Raw genomic sequence first — 22,507 nt, forward strand, 5'->3', positions numbered from 1 at the left:
ATGGAACTATCCAGCGAACAACGTAGGCGTTATAACAGGCATCTGATACTGGAAGGCTTTGGGCAGGAGGCGCAAGAGCGACTGCTGCAGGCCAAAGTGCTTCTGGTTGGTGCTGGAGGTCTGGGATCGCCCGTGGCTCTCTATCTGGCAGCCGCTGGTGTGGGCACGATCGGTGTGGTGGATGGTGATAGCGTCAGCATCACCAACCTGCAACGACAGGTGCTGCATAGCACGCCTGATGTGGGGCGCCCCAAGGTGGAAGTAGCCCAAGAGCGTATCGCCGCTCTGAATCCCGATGTCAAGGTCGAGACCTACGAGACCTATCTCAGTGAGGACAACGCCATGGACCTGATACGCCCCTACGATTTCATCATCGACGGCACCGACAATTTTGCCACGAAGTATCTGGTCAACGATGCCTGTGTGATGCAGGGCAAGGCCTTCTCGATGGGCGGCATCAGTCGCTACAGCGGTCAGTTGATGACTCATGTGCCAGGCACGGCCTGCTACCGATGCCTGTTTCCCGAACCACCTGCCAAAGAGGATGTGGAAACCTGTGCCATGGTGGGCGTGCTGGGCTCTATTGCCGGCATGCTTGGCACTCTCCAGGCCACCGAATGCATTAAATGCGTGACGGGGGTGGGGCAGCCACTCACCAACGCCCTTCTCACCTTCGATGCCCTGACGATGCAGTGGCAGCGCTTTGACTTTGCTCAGCGAAGCGACTGCGCCCTATGTGGCGAGCATCCCACTATCCATGAACTGAAGGAATATGCTTTCCGACCATGTAAATCAAAATAAGAAGATATGTTTTCTGACGAACTAAAGAATATCAGTTGGGACGAGACCACCGAGCGTATTGCTCGGATGACCGATGCCGATGTGCGCCGAGCACTGGGCAAGAGCCGTCTGGATGTAAGCGACTTTATGGCGCTGCTCTCGCCCGCCGCCGAGCCTTATCTGGAGACGATGGCCCGACTCTCACGCCGCTATACCGAGGAACGCTTTGGACGCACCATGTCCATGTTCATCCCCCTTTATATCACTAACTCGTGTTCCAACTCGTGCGTGTATTGCGGTTTCCACCGCGAGAACCCGATGGCGCGCACCATTCTCACCCCCGAGCAGATCGAGGATGAGTATAAAGCCATCAAGCAGTTGGCTCCCTTTGAAAACATCCTGCTGGTGACGGGCGAGAACCCTGCCAAGGCGGGTGTGCCCTATCTGGCGAAGGCCATCGACATTGCCAAGCGCTATTTCTCGAATATCAAGATAGAGGTGATGCCGCTCAAGATGGAGGAGTATCGTGAACTGACCCACCACGGACTGAATGGCGTGATCTGTTTTCAGGAGACCTACAATCGTGACCATTATCAGTTGTATCATCCACGAGGCATGAAGAGTCGTTTTGAGTGGCGCTGTGATGGCTTCGACCGTATGGGACAGGCTGGTGTTCACTCTATTGGCATGGGTGTGCTCATCGGTCTTGAGAAAGATTGGCGCACCGACGTGACGATGATGGCTCACCACCTGCGCTACCTACAGAAACACTACTGGCGCACTAAGTACTCCATCAACTTCCCACGCATGCGTCCGGCGCAGAACGAAGGCTTCCAGCCCAACTGCTTCATGACCGACCGCGAACTGGCGCAAGCCACCTTCGCCATGCGTATCTTCGACCACGACGTAGATATTTCTTATTCTACCCGTGAGCCGGCTTATATCCGCGATAACATGTGCACGCTGGGCGTCACCACCATGTCGGCCGAGAGTCATGTGAATCCCGGTGGCTACCACACCTATCCTCAGGCGCTCGAGCAGTTTACCGTGAGCGATGAACGTACGGCCAAGGTTATCAACGCCCGACTGAAGGAGCTGGGGCGCGAGCCGGTGTGGAAGGATTGGGATGCCTCGTTCGATTATATTAACCGAGCCGTATGATTATCGTCATCACTCGTCCCGACTTTTTCGATGGTGAAGCAGATTGCATCATCGCACTGCTGCGCAGCGGCAGGGCAGATCTGGTGCATATCCGCAAGCCACAAGCCTGTCGAGAGGAGATTGAGCGATTGCTAATATCGTTGCCAGGTGACATCTACGACCGGCTGGTGTTGCACGATCAGCATCAGTTGGCCGTAGCATGTCATTTACATGGCATCCACCTGAACCGTCGTAACCCGCAACCGCCAGCAGGATGGACTGGGGCTGTCAGCATTTCGTGCCATTCGTTCCAGGAGTTGGCCGAATGTCGCCAGCAGCCTTTTGCTTATATGAGTCTGAGTCCTATCTTTGATAGCATCTCCAAACAAGGCTATCGCTCGGCTTTTACACGCCAGCAGATAGCCGAAGCCCGAGCAAAAGGACTGATAGACGAGCGTGTGATGGCGCTGGGGGGCGTGACGTTTGACAGAATAGATGAAGTGAAAGAAATGGGCTTTGGAGGAGCCATGATACTTGGAGACGCATGGAGGTAGTACTCTCAATAGCTGGCAGTGACAGCAGTGCAGGCGCCGGCATACAACAAGACTTGAAGACCATCACGGCACTGGGATGCTATGGTGCCACGGTGATAACGGCCATCACGTCGCAGAACACGATGGGTGTGCAGCATGTGATGCCTGTGCCGGGGCATGTGGTGAGCAGTCAGATGGAGTCGGTCTTCACCGATCTCGATGTGAAGGCCGTGAAGATTGGCATGATTCCCAACAGGGAAGTGGCCGAACGCATCGTCGCTCGACTGAGAAATAACCCCTGTAAGTATGTGGTGTATGATCCTGTGATGATATCTACCAGTGGGGCGCGGCTGATGACAGAAGACTGTATTGACTATGTCCAACGCGAGCTGATGCCGCTCTGCACGCTGGTGACGCCCAATATTCCCGAGGCCGACGTGCTGGACCTGCGTGCACTGCAGGAGGCCGGCGTGGCTTATCTGGTGAAGGGCGGACATGCCGATGGCGAGATGATGAACGACACACTCTGTCTTGCCGATGGAGGGCGCCAGGTCTATTCCTCACAGAGAATCATCACGGCTAATCTTCATGGCACCGGTTGCACACTGTCGAGTGCCATTGCCACGTATCTGGCTAAGGGCACCTCGCTCACAGAGTCGGTCTTGCTGGCAAAAGAATATATAAAAAAGGCCATTCTCGCGGGGCGCCACCTTGGCGTGGGTCACGGGAATGGTCCTTTATGGTTTTAAGAGTACCTTTTCTTATTTGTTGATGGCCTCGTTATAGCGCTCCATCAACCATTCGTCTTGCTCGGGAATGGTCATGTGGCTGTTGTCGAGCAAGAGGGCATCGTCAGCCTGACGAAGGGGCGACACCTCACGATGAGAGTCGATGTAGTCGCGCTCCTGCACATTCTTCAGAATGTCTGCATAGTCGGCAGGCATTCCTTTTTCCTTTAACTCATCGAAGCGACGCTGTGCACGAACCTCGGCCGAGGCGGTCACAAAGATCTTCAGTTCGGCATCGGGGAACACCACGGTGCCGATGTCGCGTCCGTCCATCACGACGCCTTTGTCCTTACCCATCTGCTGCTGTTGTGCCACCATTGCCTCGCGCACAAAACCCAGTGTGGCGATGGGCGACACATGGTTGCTCACCTCCAGCGAACGAATCTCCTGTTCCACGCACTCACCGTTGAGGTAGGTGTCGGGGCGGCCAGTCTCAGCGTTCAGTTGGAACGATATGCTGATGTTGACCATCTGTTGTTTCAACTCGTCGGTCTTGATGCTGCCATCCTCGCAAAACAAGTTGTGGCGCAGGGCATAGAGCGTCACCGAGCGATACATGGCGCCGGTATCTACATAGATATAGCCTAGTTTGCGAGCCAGTGCTTTGGCCATTGTGCTTTTGCCACATGAAGAGTGGCCATCAATGGCTATCGTAATCTTTTTCATAGTGTATAGCTGAAATTAATGATTAATGATGTGCTACTAACGTGGTATTTGCCATAGGCAACGTGCAGTTTGAGTCGCTCCAGTGACATACCAGCACCCAATGACAGACCAGCGCCGTGTGAAGAGGTGTCGTCGCCACTGCTGATTTTCATCTCCGAGGCGCGCATGCCGTTATAACCGGCAGCCACATAGAACTGTTCGGTGAGCAGCAGGTCGGCACCCAGCACCAGGTGCTTGCCGATGCCGTATTCCCAATCGTTCAGTCGTACCATGGTGGCCGAGAAACGCAGGGGCGAGCCCGTCAGTCGTTTGGTGACACCCAGCTGCAGATCAAGTGGGATGCGTTCGAAGTCATCCTCGTAGGCTTTGATCTGTCCACCCAGGTTGCGTGCCACAGCACCGATGCCCCATTGTGAGTCTTCATCGAAGTAGTGCAGTCCCAGGTCCACGGCCACCGCCATCGAGTTGTAGTTGCCGATGTAAGAGGCTGCCCATTTGGCGGTGATACCACCGCTGATATGGTCGGTCAGTGCGTAGGCAAAGGTACCGCCCAATGCCAGGTCGTTGGCATGGAAGGTGCCCGTCTGCTGATTGTCGAAGGTGGTCTGTTTCATCTCGCCATAAGAGATGAAGCGTCCCTGAACGCCCCATGTGCCTCGCTCGTTCAAAGCTCGTGTGTAAGAGGCCGAACCCGTGAGTGCTCCTTGCATATAGGTCATCATGTTCAGGTTCATGGTGCGGTCTGTGACGTTGTTGATAAGGGCTGGATTGTGGAACACCAATGAGGCATCGTCTTCGTTGACCGACACGTTGTCACCGCCCAGTGCAGCAACATGTGCGCTGACAGGCAACCGCAGAAAGTTGAATGCGGTCTCACTGTCTTGTGCCTTCGCCCATAGGGAGAAGACCGACAACAGGCTTAACAGAACGGTTTTTCTCATTGTTTATTCCGAAATTGACGGCAAATATACAAAAAATATATGCCATTACTTTATTATAACGCATTATTTTATGATTTATTTCGGAATAGTTTTGTATATTTGCAGCCGAAGCCTGTTTCTTTACGGGTTTTTCATTGAGAAAAGTAACTAATTAATAATGTGTATAATCATGGGAAATATCAAGAAACTATTGTTTGTATTTGTTGCATTGATGCTGACAACCACTGTTCATGCTCAGACTCACAAGTATTACGACACCAAACATGAGGTTGGTGTCTCGGTTGGTGTTGGTGCTAATACGGAAATTATTGGCGCCATTGGTGACATAACAGAAATCATTGCGACGAACGTGGTGCTTCCTGTCTTGACTGCAGGATGGAGCTTGGAGAATCAGAAATACAGTTATGGTGATGCAACGTATTATCCAACTATTTCTGTGGAGTACTATTATCATGTAAATAAAGTGATTGGACTGGGTGGCTTCGTTGCGTATAATGGCATGAGCCGTGATATGTTTGTCACGGTGAAGAACGACAATGATAATACGCGTAAAACAGAGAAGTCGGGTGTTGCAAAGCGTCACAACCTGAGCATTATTCCTACAGCGAAGTTTGACTGGCTACGTAAAAAGAACTTTGGTATGTATTCTAAATTGGGTGTCGGCGTGAGCTTCCTCAATGAGAGTCAAAAGGACGATGCTGCAGGTGGTACAGACTATAGTGACACCGACATGGTCTTCAACTTCCAATGTTCATTATTAGGTCTCGAAGTTGGTAGTCAGACAATTCGCGGTTTTGCGGAAGTCGGTGTCGGAGAACAAGGCATGCTATCCGCAGGTTTAAGATATAAGTTCTAAATAAAACAATACGGCTGCAAGTGATTGCAGCCGTATTGTTTTATTTCTTTCCTGCGGAGAGAACAGGATTCGTGCTCGACCTGTAAGGGCGCTTTCACAAAGCAAAGCGACTGAAAGAACCGTGAGAACCTGTTGTCAACGCAATAGAAAAAACGCCAAGCTCATGCTTGACGTTTTTTTTGTTTGCGGAGAGAACAGGATTCGAACCTGCGAACCGGTTTTGCCGGTTACACGCTTTCCAGGCGTGCCTCTTCAACCACTCGAGCACCTCTCCTTTTTGGTTTTGTGTTGCAAAGGTACGAATTAAAAGTGAATCCCAAAAACTTTTTCAACGTTTTCTGTAGTCTGCCGACCTAAGTCCCCTTCACTAACACCATAACTCTTCGCTAAAAGGGTGGCAATGTAGGGGATGTAGGCACTCTCATTACGTTGACCACGCATAGGAACTGGCGCCATATAGGGCGCGTCAGTTTCCAGGACAAGACGGTCTAAAGGAACCACAGCGGGAAGAACTTCGGGCAGGTGACTCTTCTTGAAGGTTGAGACACCGCCGACTCCCAATACGAAACGAGAAAACTGAAGAAGTTCGCGGGCTTCAATCTCATTACCCGTAAAACAATGAAATACACCACCTGGCAGGTCGTTGGCATAACGTTTGAGAATGGCTACCATCTCGTTTTGTGCCTTGCGACAATGAATCATCAGTGGCAGACGGGTCTCTACCGACCAACGGACCTGTTCCTCGAATGCCTCTAACTGCTCATTCTCAAACTCTCTACTCCAATAGAAGTCAAGTCCCACTTCGCCTATGGCGATGGAAGAGGGAAGCAGTTTGTATATCTCTTTTAATTGCTCACGCCAATCGGGACGTACCTCCTCGGGATGCAAGCCAACCATAGGGTAGAGAAAGTCGGGATGTTGAGCGCAAAGGTTAATGATGCGACGTGATGTGGGGAGGTCGATGGCAGGTACAAAGAGTGCTGCGGCTCCAGCCTCGCGGGCACGGGCCATTACCTCCAGACGGTCGGCATCGAACTCCTCTCCATCTATATGAATATGGGTGTCAACGAAGCGTAGCATTGTTTTTACTTCTTACGTTTCATCATCTCGTCAGTGTAGTTGAGCAACAGCTGCTTGCGCTCATCGCTGACGTTGACCTTTGCCAGATACTTACGACATTCCGTGAAGTAGTAGTTGATCTTCTCCTCGCACAACTGGCGGATGCCAATCTCGTCGTAAAGTGCCGTCACAGCACGAACCTTCTCCTCGCGGTCAAACTCCTTGGCCTCGATCCAGCGCATAAGCTCGCTGCGCTGCTTGTCGTTGGCACGGTTCACGGCATTGATAAGCATGTAGGTCTTCTTGTTGGAGGTGATGTCGCCGCCAATGGCCTTGCCAAACACAGCAGGGTCGCCATACACGTCGAGCAGGTCGTCTTGCAACTGGAAGGCCAGTCCCAGTTGTTCGCCAAACTTATAGAGGTTGTAGGTGTCCTCCTCAGAGGCATCGGCCAGGATGGCGCCAATCTTGGTGGCGCAGGCCAGCAGCACGCTGGTCTTCAGGCGGATCATCTCGATATATTCATCTTCGGTGACGTCGTTGCGCGTCTCGAAGGTCATGTCGTACTCTTGTCCTTCGCCAATCTCGAGGGCCGTCTCGGTGAACACCTCCAGTACGGCCTGCAGATGGCGTGCGTCGCATTGCATCATGCGCTGATAGGCCAGCACTAGCATCGAGTCGCCAGAGAGGATGGCCTTGTTGGCATCCCACTTCTTATGTACGGTCTCATGACCGCGGCGCAGGTCGGCATTGTCCATCAGGTCGTCGTGCAACAGTGTGTAGTTATGATAGGTCTCCAGGCCCAGGGCAGGCATCATGATGTCTTCGGGCTGGTCTTTATAGAGCTGGTAGGCCAGCAGCATCAGCACGGGACGTATGCGCTTGCCTCCCAGTGACAGCACATAGCTGATGGGGTCGTATAGCGATGTGGGTTTGCGGTCGTAGCTCATGCCGTCGAGGGCGGCGTTTACTTTCTTTAGAATGTCGTTTGCGTTCAACATAATCTGTCTTTTTTACAATTTGAATATTACTGGGATGCACACCTTGGTGCGACAGGGCTTTCCGTCCTGGATGCCGGCAGTCCAGCGGGGCATGGTGCGCAGCACGCGCAGCACCTCGCGGTCGCAGGCAGGATGAAAAGAAGAAACCACCTTGACGTCGGTCACCGATCCGTCTTTGTTGACGATAAACTCTGCCACTACCTTGCCCTGCTTCTTGGCTTGTTGCAGGTTGGCAGGATATTTCAGGTTGCGTGTGAGCCATTTCATGAACTCCACGGGTCCGCCAGGGAACTGTGGTAGGTCTTCAACCACACGGAAACTCACAGCCTCTTCGTCGGGTGGGGGAGGCGGTTCCATCTCGTCATCCACGGCATCCATGTCGCTGCTGAGGTCAGTCTCTACAGGCTCTTCGTCCGTCTGTGGCTTGTTGTCTTGCGTTTGGTCGTCGGGCTTCACCACCAGTTTCATCGTGGGCTTTGGCTCAGCTTTGGGCGCCAGCGCCAGCTCATCCTCTGTTCTCATCAGCGACGATAGGTCTTCATCGTTGGCCAACATCTCCATCAGGTCGGGATCATCCAAGGGGTCGTCGGGTGTTATCGTGTATTCTAATGCCACGAACACACAGGCCAGCGCCACAATCAGTCCCAGCAGGAACCACTCAGTGCGCTTGCCTTCCAAATCGGCCTTATCGCTCTTCTTTATCTCCATTGACGCGGCAAAGGTACTATTTTTCTTTTTAATTACGACATCTTTTGAAATATTATTATTACCTTTGCCCCGCAAAACGAAAAAAGGATATGAAAAAGTTTTTGTTTATACTTGTCGTACTCCTGCTGACCATCGCCGCAGGCGAAAGCATGGCGCAAGACAGTCTGGCTAATATCTCTGTCGAAGAGATGGTTGGCGAAGAGGATATGGCTGCCTTGCAGGAGATGGCCGATGGCGACATGAGTTTCCACCAGCAGCTGAAGACCAAGTTTGTGGAAGGCACGGCCGGCTTTATGTCGCTGGTAGCCATTGCACTAGTGCTGGGCATGGCTGTCTGCATTGAGCGCATCATCTATCTGACACTGTCGGAGATCAACGCAAAGAAACTGTTGGAGGACATTGAGAAAAAGGTGGAGGCCGACGATGTGGAAGGTGCCAAGACCTTGTGCCGCAACACCCGTGGTCCTGTGGCCAGCATCTGCTATCAGGGACTGATGCATATCAAAGACAGCATGGACACCATCGAGCGTTCGGTGATGAGCTACGGTTCGGTGCAGACGGCCAAGTTGGAGAAAGGCTGTTCGTGGATCCGCCTGTTTATTGCCATTGCCCCCTCGTTGGGCTTCCTGGGCACCGTGGTCGGCATGGTGATGGCCTTCGACCAGATTCAGGAGGCGGGCGATACCAATGCTACGATTGTGGCATCGGGCATGAAGGTGGCCTTGATAACCACTATTTTCGGTATTATTGTAGCCTTGATTCTGCAGTTGTTCTATAACTTCATACTTTCCAAGATAGAACACCTGACCTCACAGATGGAAGAGTCGGCCATTTCGTTGCTAGATATTATCTCGAAACAAAAGTCAAAGTAAGGGAAATGATTGACCTCATACTCTATACCATCTACATCCTGTTGGCCGTAGGCACAGGTCTCGCATTGTGGTCGGCATTGCGCCATGTACGCGTGACACCCCTGATGCTGGGCGTCGGCGCCGGTTTGCTGGTCGTCCTGACACTGACCTATTTCCTGGCCGACACCACACCACTCACCATCAACGGACGTACCTTCGACGATGTGTTCTGGTTGCGCGTCAGCGATATGCTTATCTGGACATCGGTGGTGCTGATGCTGATAGCCGTTCTGGGCGTTATCGTCAGCACATCGGGGTTGAGTCGTAAACTAAAGTAAGAAAAGTTATGTTCCGCAGACGACAGCAGAGGGACGTTCCCGAATTGAACACCACATCGACAGCAGACATCTCGTTCATGCTGTTGATATTCTTCCTCGTGGCCTCGTCGATGGACGATATAGACAAGGTGATGCCTCGCCAGTTGCCACCGCCCGAAGAGAGTACCCAGGTGCAGGAGCTGGTGGTGAAGCAGCGCAATGCCTTGGTGCTGAAGTTGGATGCCGACAACCGCCTCACGTGCAATGACGAGGTGATCACCCCCGAAGCGCTGACTGAGCGGGTAGAGGAGTTTGTGGCCAATGCCAAGAACAATCCTTCGCTGCCCGAGAAGAGCCGCCGCGAGGTGAACCTGTTTGGACTCTGCGAGGTCAGCGACAAGCACGTCATCATGATCGAGGCCGACAGTAAGGCCACCTATGATGCCTATTTCCAGATGCAGAACGCCATAGCGCGAGGCTATATGCACCTGCGCAACCAGTTGGCCATGCAGCACTTTGGTCGTCCGCTGACTAAGTGCACCCCCGAAGAACGCGAAGCCATTCAGATGGTCTATCCGCAGCGCATCAGCGACCGCAGTGAGACCGAGGAAGGAGGTGAACAATGAGGTTCGACCGCTATTCATTCCGCAAGAAGCAGCGCCCCGATGTGCCTATGCTGAACACCGCCTCGCTGCCCGACCTAATCTTCACTGTGCTGTTCTTCTTCATGCTGGTGACCCACATGCGCAGTGCCGAGGAGAAGGTGCGATACAGCATCCCGCAGGGACAGGAACTGCAATCGCTCACCCATAAAGCCTCCAACTGCTACATCTTCATCGGTCGTCAGCCTGGTGCCGCCCCCGATGAGTTCAGCATTCAAATCAACGATAAGGTGGTGAAGCTGTCCGACGTGGAGAAATGTGTGGATGCCGAGCGTGCCAAGATGGCCACCGACGACCAGGCCTATATGACCGTTACCATCAAGGCCGACAAGCAGGTGCCCGTGGGCTTGATTACCGAAGTGAAGAAAGCTTTGAAGAAAACTTATGCGCTGAAAATCAACTATTCAGCCACAGAAAAATAGAACATAAATGTTTTGAATTGAAACATTTCTGTTAAAAATGACTATAAAGTAGTTGTACAAATGGAAAAAATGTATTATCTTTGCACGGATAATACATTTTATAAGATATGGCAAATCAGAAACTTGATCGCTTAGATAAGCAAATACTGAAACTTATTTCTGAAGATGCGCGTATTCCTTTTCTGGAAGTAGCTCGCGCATGTAATGTCAGCGGTGCTGCCATTCACCAGCGCATTCAGAAGCTGACAAACATGGGCATCTTGAAAGGTTCGCAGTTCGTGATTGATCCTGAGAAGGTGGGTTACGAGACATGCGCTTTCATTGGTCTTAACTTGAAGAACCCCGAGTCGTTCGACGAGGTGGTAGAGAAGCTGAAAGGTATGCCCGAGGTAGTGGAGTGCCACTACACCACAGGTAACTACGACTTGTTTATCAAGGTTTACGCCTTGAACAACCACCACCTGCTCACCTTTGTTCACGACAAGTTGCAGCCTCTGGGTCTGGCGCGCAGCGAGAGTCTCATCTCGTTCCACTCGCCCATTGATCGTCCGCTCCCCATCGTTGACATGATCAACGCAGACGAGGAGGATCTTTAAGCAGGGACATAGTCAACAAAAGCATAAGCGTGCGAATGGCGCTCGTCAATCGAGTGTTGTTCGCGCGCTTCTTCTTTCCATCCACTGTAGTCGGGGAAGAACGTGTCGGCCTGTGCCGGCGTGTCGTCAATCTCGGTCAGACACAGGCGGTCGGCCTTGTCTATCAGGTCGCGATAGAGGCTGGCACCACCGATGATATAGATATCCTCATCGGGGCTACAGGTCTTGATGAAGTCGTCCCAGCTCTTGAAACATTCGCAACCTGGCAGTTCGCTGACCGATGTTGACAGCACGCAGTTGCGGCGGTTGGGCAGGGCGCCTTTGGGCAGACTCTCAAAGGTGCGTCGTCCCATCACGATGGTGTGGCCCGTGGTCAGTGCCTTGAAACGCTTCAGATCGTTGGGCAACCAGTATATCAGTTTGTTCTCAAAGCCGATAGCTCTGTTCTTGGCTACGGCGGCAATCATTGAAATCATACGCTTACTTCTGCTTTAATGTGTGGCCATGGGTCGTAGTTCTCCAGTTGGAAGTCCTCGTACTGGAAGGCAAAGAGGTCCTTCACGTCGGGATTGATCTTCATGGTGGGCAGCGGGCGTGGCTCGCGGGTGAGCTGCAGCTTGGCCTGCTCCAGGTGGTTCAGATACAGGTGCGTGTCGCCGGTGGTGTGGATAAACTCGCCAGGTTGCAGTCCTGTGACCTGTGCCATCATCATGCACAACAGTGCATAGCTGGCAATATTGAAGGGCACGCCCAGGAACGTGTCGGCCGAGCGCTGATAGAGCTGCAACGACAGTTTGCCGTCGGCCACATAGAACTGGAACATGGTGTGACAAGGAGGCAGCGCCATCTTGTTGACCTCGGCCACATTCCATGCCGACACGATCATGCGGCGCGAGTTGGGGTTGTTCTTAATCTGGTCCAGCACATACTTGATCTGGTCGATCGTACCACCTTGGTAGTCGGGCCATGAGCGCCACTGGTGACCATATACAGGGCCCAGCTCACCATTCTCGTCGGCCCATTCGTTCCATATTCTTACGCCGTGTTCCTGCAGATAGCGCACGTTGGTGTCGCCCTGAAGAAACCACAACAGTTCGTAGATGATGCTCTTCAGGTGCAACTTCTTGGTTGTCAACAGCGGGAAACCCTTGCTCAGGTCGTAGCGACTCTGCGTACCGAAGATGCTGATGGTGCCCGTACCCGTGCGGTCGCCCTTCTCCGTACCCTCGGTCAGAATGCGGTTCAGAATATCCAGATATTGTTTCATAATGGTTTTGTTTGGAGTGCAAAAATACATAAAAAAGCAGATACTGCCAAATAATCATCGTTGTATTTTCAGATATACATCCGGTGCGACAATTGTTTGGTTGTTTCATAATAATAATGTAACTTTGCAGCCGGATTAAATCAAATACTCAAAAAATGGAGCAGCAAAACGCTATTTATGATGCCCGTCAGCTTGGCTTGCCTCGCATGATGGTGCTTGGTGTGCAACACCTGTTTGCCATGTTTGGCGCCACCGTTCTTGTACCTCTTCTCACTGGTCTTGATGTTTCCGTCACCTTGCTCTTTGCGGGCATCGGAACACTGATGTTCCACTTCATCTCTAAGTGGAACGTGCCTGCCTTCCTCGGCTCGTCGTTCGCTTTTCTGGGCGGTTATGCCTCTGTCAAGGAGATGGGCATGGCTCAGGGACTCTCTGAGACACTGGCGCTCGACTATGCTTGTATGGGCGTGGCGTGTGCCGGACTCCTGTATTTCGTCATGGCCGGACTCATCAAGTCTTTTGGTGTACAGAAGATTCTACACTTCTTCCCACCTGTAGTCACGGGACCCATCGTGATTGCCATCGGTTTGGTGCTCTCGGGATCGGCCATCGCCAACTGTCAGACCAACTGGACTCTGGCCATCATCTCTATCGTCACCGTCATCACATCGTCGGTGTGGGGTAAGGGTATCATCAAGATCATCCCCGTGCTTCTGGGTGTTGTCCTGTCGTATATCATTGCAGCATTGATGGGCGAAGTTGATTTCACACCCCTGAGCGAGGCTGCCTGGATGGGTTTCCCCATTGCAAAAGACCGCACCATCCTGGCCGTGTTCGAGGATGGCAACACCACCCTCATGCTCTCGTCTATTCTGGCCATCATGCCTATCGCCTTTGCCACCATCATGGAGCACATTGGCGATATGTTTGCCATCAGTTCGACCGTGGGCAAGGACTTCCTGTCTAACCCCGGCCTGCACCGCACGCTGTCTGGCGACGGTGTGGCTACTGCCTTTGCATCGCTCTTTGGCGCTCCTGCCAACACCACCTATGGCGAGAATACGGGTGTGCTGAACCTCACCAAGGTGTTCGACCCCAAAGTGATTCGCATTGCAGCCTGTCTGGCCATCATCCTGGCCTTCTGTCCTAAGTTCGCCTGCTTGGTGCAGCTCATGCCCGCAGCCACCATCGGTGGTGTGAGCCTTATTCTCTACGGCATGATCTCGGCTGTCGGCGTGCGCAACCTGGTGGAGGAGAATGTTGACCTGAAGAGCTCGCGCAACGTGTTTGTGGCAGCGCTCATCCTGGTGCTGGCCATCGGTGTGAAGTATGGCGCCAACGACGATATCGCCTTTGGTCCTATCCACCTGTCGGGCCTGGCCATCGCTGCCCTTGTGGGCATCCTGCTCAACGCCATCCTGCCAGGCAAACTCGGCATGAAGGTGAAGTCGTTCAAAGGAAAGGAGAAATCATAACCCCCTCAATTCGCAATTATTCAGCTAAACAAGAGCTACAGCATAAGAGAAGTGCCACTTTTCGAAGGGGAAAGTGGCACTTCTCTTTTGCAATAGCGTTAGTTTTGTCATGCAATAGTAGCCCTTTTGCTTCCGATCTAGCCCCTGGATTGCTCCAATCCAGCCCCTAGATGGCGTCCATCCAGCCCCTGGAACGACTGAATCTAGCCCCTGGAAATCACTTGTCTAGCCCCTAGGCTGAAATCGATAGTATAGCTATTGCTTTTCAAGACCGCTACTTCTGCAGCACAATAGTGCTTGTTCTGGAAGATAAAAGTGCGAAAAAAAGAGCGAAAAACTTGGATAGTAACGGGATTTTAATTACTTTCGCAGCGAAATAAAGAAAATAAAGGATAGCGTATGTTGGAAGTGATGATGACCCTGTTTGTCATTGTTGTGGTGGGATATGCCGCCGGCAAACTGGGATATATGGGAGGTGAGTTCGATCGTAAACTGTCGAGTCTGGTCATCAACTGGACTTGTCCGGCCTTGATTCTGGCGTCGTCTATGACCGGCGACATGCCCGATCGTAGGTATATCCTGCCACTGTTGGGCATCAGCGCCTTCACCTATGTGGTGCTGACGCTGTTGGCATGGGGCCTCTCGCATGTGCTCACCAAGAACGCCGGCGACCGTGGCATCGTGGCCTTTGCACTGGTGTTTGGCAACGTGGGGTTCATGGGCTATCCTGTGGTGGCCAGCATCTTTGGACAGCAGGCCGTGTTCTATGCCGCCGTACTCAACGTGGTGAACACGTTTGCCGTCTTTACCATCGGCACGATGATGATCACTGGCGGACAAGGCAGCGACCGTGAGCGATTCAACAAGAAGGTGCTCTACAGCACACCCATGCTCTCGGCCTATCTGTCTATGCTCATCGTGGCGCTGGGCATCGACAACATCCCCGCCTATGTCAGTCAGCCACTGACCATGATTGGCAATATCACCGTGCCGGCAGCCCTGCTGATCATCGGTTCCTCGATGTCGCAACTGCCACTGCGTGCCCTAATGGGAAACATGACGGTCTATGGCACCACACTGTTCCGACTGGCCTTTTTGCCCGTCGGTGTGCACTTCCTCTGTCTGGCGCTGGGCTTCGACCCCTATGTCACCAGCATCAACACGGTGGTCATCGCCATGCCCGTAGCCACCTATGGCACCATCCTCTGTCTGAAGTACCAGCGCGACACCACGTTGATAGCCGAGGTGACCTTCATCACCACGCTGCTATCCATGATATCCATCCCATTGCTGGTAATGCTATTTTAGTTGTGCTATCTCCAATGCCATCAGATTCAGTTGCTGGCATTGGTAGGCTGTGAGATTTCTTCTTTCGTTATGGTGCTCCCAGGGCGACAGCATGAGCAGTGTGCCCTTGGAGCAGGCATAGAATTGTTCACCGTGTGGTTTCGACAAAGGGCCGAAACCATTTTCCATGAGTACGATGGTGGGGAAACCGGCATCGAAGACGGCCCGCATGACGCGCTTCTCGGCTGGTGAGATGGCTGGCGATACAAGAACCACACCTTGGTGCGCGGCCTCAAGATGACGGCTGATCTCCCGCTCGATCTCGCTGTCGGTCAGTCGGCGCGACAGGCGGACGGCCATGCGGTGGGGAGCCGCCAGCAACTGGCGGTTGCCTATGCCGCTATAGGTCTGCGAGCCGATGCGGAGGTGGAAGAAAGGGCGCAGGAACTCAGGGCGGGCGCGTTTCAGCATCAGGCGGCGCGGGTTGTCGCGGAGGTAGTTGATCCATGTGGGCAGCTCATCGTAGGAGCGCAGAATGAGGTCGTTGTAACCCTTTGCGAAAAGAGAGCGGCTGGGGGGCAGCGGCGGAGCCGCCGCCTGCTGAGAAGCTGGGGCTGGGGGAAGGATGACTGGGCCTGAGGGCAGCGGCGGAGCCGCCGCCTGCTGAGAAGCTGGCGCCTTCTTTGCAGGCAGCGCCTTCTCCGTAGGTAGCGGCTTTGCCGCTGCTTTTCCTGCGGCCGCTGCATTGCCTGTGGTTGCTGCTTTGCTTGCGGTCGCTGCTTTTTGCGCTGCGGCTTGCTCGAGGGCCCGCAGGGCTTTGCGGCAACCTGCTTTAAAACCGGAGATGACTTGGCCCAGGTGCACGGGCAGTGGGGCGGTGACAAAGAGGATGCCGTGCAGGTGGTCGGGCATCATCTGGATGGCCTTCACCTCTATTTGGGGGTAATAGTCGTGAATGCCCATCCATTCGTTTTGAATGGCTTGGCCTATCTCTGATAGTTGGATATGAGGGGCTTGCTTGCTATCGGCAGGCGCGTAAGGATCTCCTTTCAGTGTCCCGAAGAGGGGGCGACGCCCTTCTGCTTCGATGGTAATCATGTATATGCGGCGCTCGGTGTAGTCGTGATGGTCGTCGCGCCGTTTCATGGAAGGTTTCTTCGCTCCTGCGTTCTGCTTTTTCTTTGCTATCTGCTCGTCGGTCATCCTAATATGGGCGAGTGGGTGTCGGGGGTGTGGGTGGTCCTGATGCGCCACTCCTTAGGATAGAGGTTGTTGGCACGACTGCCAATGTTCTTCATGGCGCCTAGCACCTGCTGCTGGAACGCCACTGCCACGATGCCTCGAGGGGTGTCGGCAGGCAGCACCAAGGCTTCGCCACGCAGATAGGCGATGGCCTGTTGGTAGGTGAGCTCCACGCGGTCAGCCTCTGCCGGCAACGGTGAAACTGGGGGCGTGAGCACCTTCAGGGCGTCGGCATTTCCCTTCTTCTTGGATGCAGAAGAAGCGATGTCGCCTCGCTTTCTGAGTACACACATGAAAAGACCCTCGCCACGCGTGATGCCGGGGATGAAACGATAGACGGGATGGGTGAACCCTTCGAGCAGCGAACCGGTGATGTGCCATTCTGCCTTCGTAGCTACGGGCAGCACCTCGGCATCCAGTTCGTCGATGATCCACTGGATGTTCTCTTCGTTCTCTTTAGTATTAAACGTACAGGTACTATATATAAGAAGGCCCCCTTCATTGAGGCACTGCCAGGCATCGCCGACAATGTCGCGCTGCAACTGCCAGCAGCGCTCCACGTTCTGTGGGCTCCACTCGCCGATGGTGGCTTCGTCCTTGCGGAACATGCCTTCGCCCGAGCAGGGCACATCGCAGAGGATGAGGTCGAACTTCATCTTCGACTTGCGGTAGTCCTTGGGGAAGAGGTTGGTGACGTGATGACGATCGTGGCCCCACTTGGTGACGTTCTCCAGCAGGATGCTGGCGCGGTTGCGCATGGGTTCGTTGCTGTAGAGCGTCCAGTTGGCAGGCAGGGCAGCGCGTAGCAGCGTTGACTTGCCACCAGGTGCAGCACAGAGGTCGAGGGCGGTGCCTCCGCCTGTCTCTCTGAGAATGGCGGGAAGGTGCTGTCGGAGTACCTCGTCGAGAAACATCGATGAGGCCTCTTGCACATAGTAGCAACCAGCATGAAACAGGGGGTCGAACGTGAAGTTAGGACGACTCTTCAGGTAATAGCCACCCTGACACCAGGGCACCTGTTCGCCATCGATAGCCTTGAGCCCATTGCTTTTCAGGGGGTTTAGACGTATGCTGACTGGAGAAGGCTCTTCGAACGAATGAAGGAAACGCTCGAAACGCTCGTCGCCCATCAGCAGGCGTGTGTAATGGGTAAATTCTGAGGGTAAATTAGTCATTTCGATGCAAAGTTAATCATTTTTTTTATACCTTTGCAACTAATTAGTTTTTAATTGCGTCTAACAGATAAAAAGTAACAAATTAAAAAACAGTTGACGTATGAAAAAAATAATGTTGATGGTGATTGCCGCAGGACTTCTCGCTTCGTGCACATCCTGCCGCTTCAATTACAAGAACGAGCATGTCAGGACAGAAACCGTGACTCAGGTGAAGGATTTTGAGAAGATCGAGATGCTGGGCAGTATGGACGTAGAGTACATGCAGAGTGACTCGTTCGAGATCAGTGTGACGGCACCTGATGCTGTCATGAAGAAAGTGGAGACGGTGGTCAATGACCATACACTGCAGATCCGCATGAGGGGTACCAACCGCCTGTTTCACTTCGGAGATGTCAGCAGTGGCGGTGTGAAAGTGACGGTTAAGTCGCCTGATCTGATCGGAGTGAAGGTGAGTGGTTCGGGCGATTTCGTATGCCGGGGACTGTTGGATACCGATGTTCTGGATATCAACCTGGTAGGTTCGGGCGATGTGACATTCCAGAATGTGATCTGCGACCAGGTGAATGTGAACCTGGTAGGTTCGGGCGATGTGGAGGTGAAGAAGGTGAAGACGCTGATGTCAGACCTGGAACTGATAGGCTCGGGCGATATCAAGATGAATTTCGGCGAAGCCAAGGCGGTGAAAGCACGACTGATTGGCTCGGGCGACATCGAACTGTCTGGCAATGTTGATATGCTGAATAGCAGTGTGCACGGTTCGGGCGATCTGAATACCGATAAACTAACAGTAAAGAATAACATGTAATTAATAGAAAGGGAATTAATATGAAAAAGTATTTAGTAGGACTTACCATACTGCTGGCGCTCTCTGTGAGCATGCAGACATTGGCGCAGAAACATCGCCACACCTCCCAGCCGACAACAACGATGGAGCTGGTGGACTCAACGAGTAAGAATTCTATCGAGGTGTTTTCTGACACTACCAGTGCAGACACAGCTCAGAAACAGTCATCTGTCACTCGCGTGATTAGTATTAATGCTTCTAACGACGCAGAACTCGAGGAATTCGAAAAGAACATGACTCTGCTGAACAAGTCATTTGATCTTTTGCCATGGGGTACTATCACATCTATCTTTGCCATCATATTTCTCATTCTGCTGCTTCCCATTATCCTGTTGATTGTTATCGTCATCGTAGTGCTGAAGCATATTCGCAAGCGTAATAGGGAGAGAATGATGAACATGAACATGAACAAGCAGCAGGCAGACCCGCAATCGAACGTCAATGCCGCTCCCGAACAAATCAGCGGAGGAAACTATCAGCAGTCGAGCGCCGACTGGACACAGTCGTCATCGATGATTGAAGACGACTACCAGAAAGGCTTGCGCCAGTGCTTCGTAGGCATAGGACTGTTCATCTTCCTCGGACTGATTATTGACGAAGTGGGCTTTGGTATCGGTGCCCTGGTGTTCTGTATTGGACTGGGCAAGGTGGTTGGAGCCAAGAAGATGAAGCAGATGAGAGACGAACAAGAGAAAGGCAAATCGGACTCTGATTTATGAAAAAATAAAATCAATAGTGTTTTAAAAAAGAAAGGATAAAATCATGACTAGAAAATTATATCGTGGCGACGACCGCATATTGGGTGGCGTTTGCTCTGGACTGGCAGAATACTTAGATCTTGATCCCGTACTCGTACGCTTAGGCTACGCAGCACTGACGCTCTTTACGGCTTTTTGTGGTCTCATCTTCTATGTTGTAGCATGGATCGTGATTCCAGAGAGACCTATCAGATAGTTATAAGTTAAGTTAAATACGTTTGAATTAAGAAGTGGCTGCATTTAGTGACATTTCTCTGGTAGCGCAGGTGGCGGTATTCGGCAATAAGCGAGCTTTCGACGAGCTCGTGCGCCGATACCAGTCGCCTGTGCGCAAGTTCTTCCTGAACCAGACGCTGGGGGATGGTCAGCTGAGCGACGACCTGGCGCAAGATACCTTTGTCAAGGCTTATACGAACATCGCGTCGTTCAAAGGTCTGGCTTCTTTTCAAACGTGGATCATGCGCATTGCTTATAACGTTTATTACGACTATACGCGGCGGCATCGCATCACGGAAGATGTGGATGTGGTGCCACAGCAAAGCAGCAGTGGTGCACAGACAGCCTTGCAGATGGATATCTATGCTGCGCTGGCACTGCTGAAACCCGACGAACGAAGTTGTATCACCCTGCAACTGATAGAGGGTTACGACATCGCCGGCATTGCCAAGATAACTGGCATGAAAGAGGGGACGGTGAAGTCGCACCTCTCGCGAGGGAAAGAGAAATTAGCAACTTATTTAAGACAGAATGGATATGATGGAAGATAACGAACGCTTATTACAGAACTTTTTCAGTGAAGTCGCCAGCACACCGGTTGCTGACAATGGCTTCACCAATCGTGTGATGCAGCGGCTGCCACAGCGTGTCAATTGGTTTACGCACCTGTGGAACATCTTCTGCGTCACGGTCTTCATGGTGCTGTTTGTGGTATTCCGCGGATGGGAATCGCTGATGGCACAGTTTGTTGTGATGATGCGCACACTGATGGCATACGTAATGATGCCCGAGCCGCTCAATATCAATCTGTCGGTACTGCTGTCGGTGGTCTGCGGTCTCCTGTTGGTGGCCGTCATCGAGTTGATGTATAGTGATAAATTGAAGATTAGTGATTTGTAGCGCCTAGGCCATAAGTGGTGCGCAGCACGATAAACTCGGTGCGGCGGTTCAGCTGGTGACAAATCTCTTGTTTCTCTTCGTCTTTTAATGCGTTGATAAACTCCTCGGTCAGCACATCGCCTTCTTTCAGCCAGGGGTAGGTCTCGGTGAGCTTGCGCTTCACCACCTTTGGCTTTCCTTCTCCATAACCCACAGGCGACAAACGGTCTTCGGCAATGCCGTGGTCGATAAGGTAGCGAACCACGCTCTCGGCACGGCGCTGAGACAGGCGTTGGTTGTAGGCATCGGCGCCGCGGAAGTCGGTATGCGAGCTCAGCTCAATGGTGATGTTGGGATTCTCGTTGAGCAGCGTGATGAGGCTATCGAGTGCCTGTGTGGACTCAGGTCGCAAGGTGGCTTTATCGAAATCATAGAAGATGTTTCGTATCAGCACAGGTGCCGAAAGCGATGCCAACGGGAACTGCAGCACATATTCCTCCGACTCCTTGACGGGTTCTACGCGCAGTTCTTCCTTATGGTTCAGGAATCCCTTGCAGGTGCCCAGGAAAACATAGTCCACACCGGGGTGTATCTCTTCGGTGAATGAACCATCACCTTTCACATTCAGTTTTTTATTTGTTCCATCGTTGCCCACCATATATACCAGTGCCTGGGGCAACTCATAACCATCTTTTTCATAGACCCAACCCTTGACGGTCTGGATGACTTCCGATTTCTCAAACGAATAGATGTGATCCCAACCGTTGGCATTGCCACGATTGGAAGAGAAGAAACCACGGTTGTGCAGGCCTTCAAAGGTCATGCCGAAGTCATCGCCTGCCGAGTTGAGTGGCACGCCAGGGTGCTCTATGGTATAAAGCTCAGAGGTCTGACCATAGGTGTCCTCCTGTCTTTCTTCGGTGATGGGCTTCGCAATGAAGATATCCAGTCCGCCCATGCCGGGGTGACCGTCGCTCGAGAAGTAGAGGTCGCCATTAGGACGGAAAGAGGGAAAGAGCTCGTTGCCTTCCGTGTTGATGGGCGCGCCCAGGTTCTCCAGTCCCACCAGTCCACGACCGGTGATCTGTATGCGCCAGATGTCGTAGCCGCCCAGTCCGCCAGGCATGTCGCTGACGAAGTAAAGCCATTCACCATCGGGCGAGATGGTAGGATGGGCAAAGGCAGAGAGCGTGTCCTTGGTGATCTCCAGATCGGTAGCCTTGCCCCACGAGGCATCACTGCGTGTGGCCGTAGCTATCTTGGCAAAGCGAGGATAGTTGGGGTCGGTCTTGCAGACGGTGAGATACATCGTCTTGAAGTCGGGCGTGAAAGCACAAGCGCCCTCGTCGAAATCGCTGTTCAGGTCAGACTCGATAGCCTCGGGCTTCTGCCATTTCCCTTTCTCGTCCTTTTGCGACACGAAAATATCGGCATTCTTCATGCCGGTGATGCCGCTCAGTTCGTCGCCTTTGGCCTGATTGCGTGTGGACGAGAAGTAGAGCTGGTTGTAGTCATCGCCTGCCAGCATCGGTGAATAGTCCGTACGGCGCGAGTTGAAGATATCTTCACGCTTGACGGTGTAGCCTGAATATTCGGCCTCGGCCTTCCATTGCGGTGCCATGCGGGCCGACTGCAGACCGTTTTTGACCAGCTGCGACCGGTTGCCTTCCTCTATCATCTCGAGGAAGGTGTTTTCAGCATCCTTATAGCTGCCGTTCTTCAGTTGCAGTCTTCCCAGATGAAACAGGGTCAGCGAGTCTTTCTGCTTGAAGCGGATGGCGTTTTTATAGGCTGCAATAGCCCGCTGCGTGTGATTGATGCGGCGATAGCAGTCGGCCATCTTTAGTGCACGAAGACCGCGCAACTGGCGCTCTTTGGCGGGTGTTTGCGAATAAGCTTTCTTGTATTGTGTGGCAGCGTCGTAATATTCTCCGAGGGCGTAATACTTATCACCCTTCTTCATAGCGGTATCGGCTCCGCATCCTGAAAGCAGGATGCAGACAATACCTATATATAATATAAAGAATATCTTACGCATACCCTT

At 52.6% G+C, this 22,507-nt stretch carries 27 protein-coding genes and 1 tRNA gene; 17 read left to right on the forward strand and 11 right to left on the reverse strand.

Annotated features, from left to right (window positions below):
* From T496_RS0101015 to thiD, 4 genes are read left to right on the forward strand one after another with little or no spacing between them, the layout of a single operon-like run.
* A complete protein-coding gene (locus T496_RS0101015) occupies window positions 1–801 on the forward strand; it encodes a HesA/MoeB/ThiF family protein (RefSeq protein WP_027449089.1) in 801 nt (266 codons plus the stop codon).
* Window positions 802–807: 6 nt separating this feature from the next.
* On the forward strand, window positions 808–1,941 hold the full coding sequence (thiH, locus tag T496_RS0101020; protein WP_027449090.1) for a 2-iminoacetate synthase ThiH: 1,134 nt from the start codon (window positions 808–810) through the stop codon (window positions 1,939–1,941).
* Window positions 1,938–2,474: a thiamine phosphate synthase gene (locus tag T496_RS0101025; protein WP_027449091.1), complete on the forward strand. Its 537-nt coding sequence runs from the start codon at window positions 1,938–1,940 to the stop codon at window positions 2,472–2,474. Before thiH ends, T496_RS0101025 begins: the two co-directional genes overlap by 4 nt.
* Window positions 2,465–3,202, forward strand: a complete 738-nt coding sequence (thiD, locus tag T496_RS0101030; RefSeq protein ID WP_027449092.1) for a bifunctional hydroxymethylpyrimidine kinase/phosphomethylpyrimidine kinase — start codon at window positions 2,465–2,467, stop codon at window positions 3,200–3,202. Before T496_RS0101025 ends, thiD begins: the two co-directional genes overlap by 10 nt.
* Window positions 3,203–3,214: 12 nt before the next feature.
* On the opposite strand, the gene cmk is transcribed toward thiD, so the two are convergent.
* Both cmk and porQ read right to left on the reverse strand, forming a co-directional pair.
* On the reverse strand, window positions 3,215–3,907 hold the full coding sequence (gene cmk / locus T496_RS0101035) for a (d)CMP kinase (RefSeq protein ID WP_027449093.1): 693 nt from the start codon (window positions 3,905–3,907) through the stop codon (window positions 3,215–3,217).
* Window positions 3,904–4,848, reverse strand: coding sequence for a type IX secretion system protein PorQ (gene porQ, locus T496_RS0101040; RefSeq protein WP_027449094.1), 945 nt, complete (start codon window positions 4,846–4,848; stop codon window positions 3,904–3,906). The genes cmk and porQ overlap by 4 nt, the downstream gene beginning before the upstream one ends.
* 157 nt (window positions 4,849–5,005) lie before the next feature.
* On the opposite strand from porQ, the gene T496_RS0101045 reads away from it, so the two are divergent.
* Entirely contained in the window at window positions 5,006–5,704 is a 699-nt protein-coding gene (locus T496_RS0101045; RefSeq protein WP_027449095.1) for a hypothetical protein, read from the forward strand.
* Window positions 5,705–5,890: 186 nt separating this feature from the next.
* Here T496_RS0101045 and T496_RS0101050 read toward each other — a convergent pair.
* The 4 genes from T496_RS0101050 to T496_RS0101065 form a co-directional block, all read right to left on the reverse strand.
* Window positions 5,891–5,978: transfer RNA gene (locus tag T496_RS0101050), tRNA-Ser, on the reverse strand.
* 29 nt (window positions 5,979–6,007) lie between these two features.
* Window positions 6,008–6,784 carry a TatD family hydrolase gene (locus tag T496_RS0101055; RefSeq protein ID WP_027449096.1) on the reverse strand — a complete coding sequence of 259 codons (777 nt, stop codon included), beginning with the start codon at window positions 6,782–6,784 and terminating at the stop codon, window positions 6,008–6,010.
* 5 nt (window positions 6,785–6,789) lie between these two features.
* A complete protein-coding gene (locus T496_RS0101060; RefSeq protein WP_027449097.1) occupies window positions 6,790–7,764 on the reverse strand; it encodes a polyprenyl synthetase family protein in 975 nt (324 codons plus the stop codon).
* Window positions 7,765–7,776: 12 nt separating this feature from the next.
* Window positions 7,777–8,472 carry an energy transducer TonB gene (locus T496_RS0101065; protein WP_027449098.1) on the reverse strand — a complete coding sequence of 232 codons (696 nt, stop codon included), beginning with the start codon at window positions 8,470–8,472 and terminating at the stop codon, window positions 7,777–7,779.
* Window positions 8,473–8,561: 89 nt separating this feature from the next.
* On the opposite strand from T496_RS0101065, the gene T496_RS0101070 reads away from it, so the two are divergent.
* The 5 genes from T496_RS0101070 (at window position 8,562) to T496_RS0101090 (ending at window position 11,320) form a co-directional block, all read left to right on the forward strand.
* Entirely contained in the window at window positions 8,562–9,344 is a 783-nt protein-coding gene (locus T496_RS0101070; protein ID WP_027449099.1) for a MotA/TolQ/ExbB proton channel family protein, read from the forward strand.
* Between the two features lie 5 nt (window positions 9,345–9,349).
* A complete protein-coding gene (locus tag T496_RS0101075; RefSeq protein WP_027449100.1) occupies window positions 9,350–9,661 on the forward strand; it encodes a hypothetical protein in 312 nt (103 codons plus the stop codon).
* Window positions 9,662–9,669: 8 nt separating this feature from the next.
* Entirely contained in the window at window positions 9,670–10,266 is a 597-nt protein-coding gene (locus T496_RS0101080) for an ExbD/TolR family protein (RefSeq protein ID WP_027449101.1), read from the forward strand.
* Complete coding sequence (locus T496_RS0101085; protein ID WP_027449102.1) at window positions 10,263–10,724, forward strand: ExbD/TolR family protein; 462 nt, start codon at window positions 10,263–10,265, stop codon at window positions 10,722–10,724. Before T496_RS0101080 ends, T496_RS0101085 begins: the two co-directional genes overlap by 4 nt.
* A gap of 107 nt (window positions 10,725–10,831) precedes the next feature.
* Window positions 10,832–11,320 carry an Lrp/AsnC family transcriptional regulator gene (locus T496_RS0101090; RefSeq protein WP_027449103.1) on the forward strand — a complete coding sequence of 163 codons (489 nt, stop codon included), beginning with the start codon at window positions 10,832–10,834 and terminating at the stop codon, window positions 11,318–11,320.
* Here T496_RS0101090 and T496_RS0101095 read toward each other — a convergent pair.
* The gene (locus T496_RS0101095; RefSeq protein WP_027449104.1) at window positions 11,317–11,796 is read right to left on the reverse strand and encodes a dihydrofolate reductase; all 480 of its coding nucleotides are present in this window, start codon (window positions 11,794–11,796) and stop codon (window positions 11,317–11,319) included. The two genes, T496_RS0101090 and T496_RS0101095, sit on opposite strands and share 4 nt — an antisense overlap.
* Entirely contained in the window at window positions 11,793–12,587 is a 795-nt protein-coding gene (locus tag T496_RS0101100) for a thymidylate synthase (protein ID WP_027449105.1), read from the reverse strand. The genes T496_RS0101095 and T496_RS0101100 overlap by 4 nt, the downstream gene beginning before the upstream one ends.
* A gap of 155 nt (window positions 12,588–12,742) precedes the next feature.
* Between T496_RS0101100 and T496_RS13120 the strand changes: the two genes are divergently transcribed.
* Window positions 12,743–14,062 (forward strand): uracil-xanthine permease family protein, encoded by a 1,320-nt coding sequence (locus tag T496_RS13120; RefSeq protein WP_044110306.1) that lies wholly within the window; start codon window positions 12,743–12,745, stop codon window positions 14,060–14,062.
* A 399-nt stretch (window positions 14,063–14,461) separates the two neighbouring features.
* Complete coding sequence (locus T496_RS0101110) at window positions 14,462–15,370, forward strand: AEC family transporter (protein WP_027449106.1); 909 nt, start codon at window positions 14,462–14,464, stop codon at window positions 15,368–15,370.
* On the opposite strand, the gene T496_RS14290 is transcribed toward T496_RS0101110, so the two are convergent.
* Together T496_RS14290 and T496_RS0101120 are read right to left on the reverse strand one after the other, a co-directional pair.
* The gene (locus T496_RS14290; protein WP_027449107.1) at window positions 15,362–16,552 is read right to left on the reverse strand and encodes a hypothetical protein; all 1,191 of its coding nucleotides are present in this window, start codon (window positions 16,550–16,552) and stop codon (window positions 15,362–15,364) included. The genes T496_RS0101110 and T496_RS14290 overlap by 9 nt on opposite strands.
* Entirely contained in the window at window positions 16,549–17,766 is a 1,218-nt protein-coding gene (locus T496_RS0101120; protein WP_044110309.1) for a methyltransferase RsmF C-terminal domain-like protein, read from the reverse strand. The genes T496_RS14290 and T496_RS0101120 overlap by 4 nt, the downstream gene beginning before the upstream one ends.
* Window positions 17,767–17,866: 100 nt before the next feature.
* Here T496_RS0101120 and T496_RS0101125 point away from each other — a divergent pair, with 100 nt between their 5' ends.
* Genes T496_RS0101125 through T496_RS14295 form a run of 5 tightly spaced genes read left to right on the forward strand, consistent with a single transcriptional unit; the run spans window position 17,867 to window position 20,484 of the window.
* Window positions 17,867–18,571, forward strand: coding sequence for a head GIN domain-containing protein (locus T496_RS0101125; RefSeq protein ID WP_081783491.1), 705 nt, complete (start codon window positions 17,867–17,869; stop codon window positions 18,569–18,571).
* Window positions 18,572–18,591: 20 nt separating this feature from the next.
* Window positions 18,592–19,329: a DUF6249 domain-containing protein gene (locus T496_RS0101130; protein ID WP_155808569.1), complete on the forward strand. Its 738-nt coding sequence runs from the start codon at window positions 18,592–18,594 to the stop codon at window positions 19,327–19,329.
* Between the two features lie 43 nt (window positions 19,330–19,372).
* Window positions 19,373–19,564, forward strand: coding sequence for a PspC domain-containing protein (locus tag T496_RS14600; RefSeq protein WP_081783492.1), 192 nt, complete (start codon window positions 19,373–19,375; stop codon window positions 19,562–19,564).
* Window positions 19,565–19,598: 34 nt separating this feature from the next.
* Window positions 19,599–20,135 carry an RNA polymerase sigma factor gene (locus T496_RS0101135; RefSeq protein WP_027449111.1) on the forward strand — a complete coding sequence of 179 codons (537 nt, stop codon included), beginning with the start codon at window positions 19,599–19,601 and terminating at the stop codon, window positions 20,133–20,135.
* A complete protein-coding gene (locus T496_RS14295) occupies window positions 20,122–20,484 on the forward strand; it encodes a DUF5056 domain-containing protein (protein ID WP_197018912.1) in 363 nt (120 codons plus the stop codon). The genes T496_RS0101135 and T496_RS14295 overlap by 14 nt, the downstream gene beginning before the upstream one ends.
* Here the strand turns inward: T496_RS14295 and porE are convergent.
* Entirely contained in the window at window positions 20,471–22,501 is a 2,031-nt protein-coding gene (porE, locus tag T496_RS13140) for a PorE family type IX secretion system protein (protein WP_044110395.1), read from the reverse strand. The two genes, T496_RS14295 and porE, sit on opposite strands and share 14 nt — an antisense overlap.
* Between the last annotated feature and the right edge of the window lie 6 nt (window positions 22,502–22,507).

The sequence above is a fragment of the Xylanibacter brevis P6B11 genome (assembly GCF_000621825.1).
Classification (GTDB): domain Bacteria; phylum Bacteroidota; class Bacteroidia; order Bacteroidales; family Bacteroidaceae; genus Prevotella; species Prevotella brevis.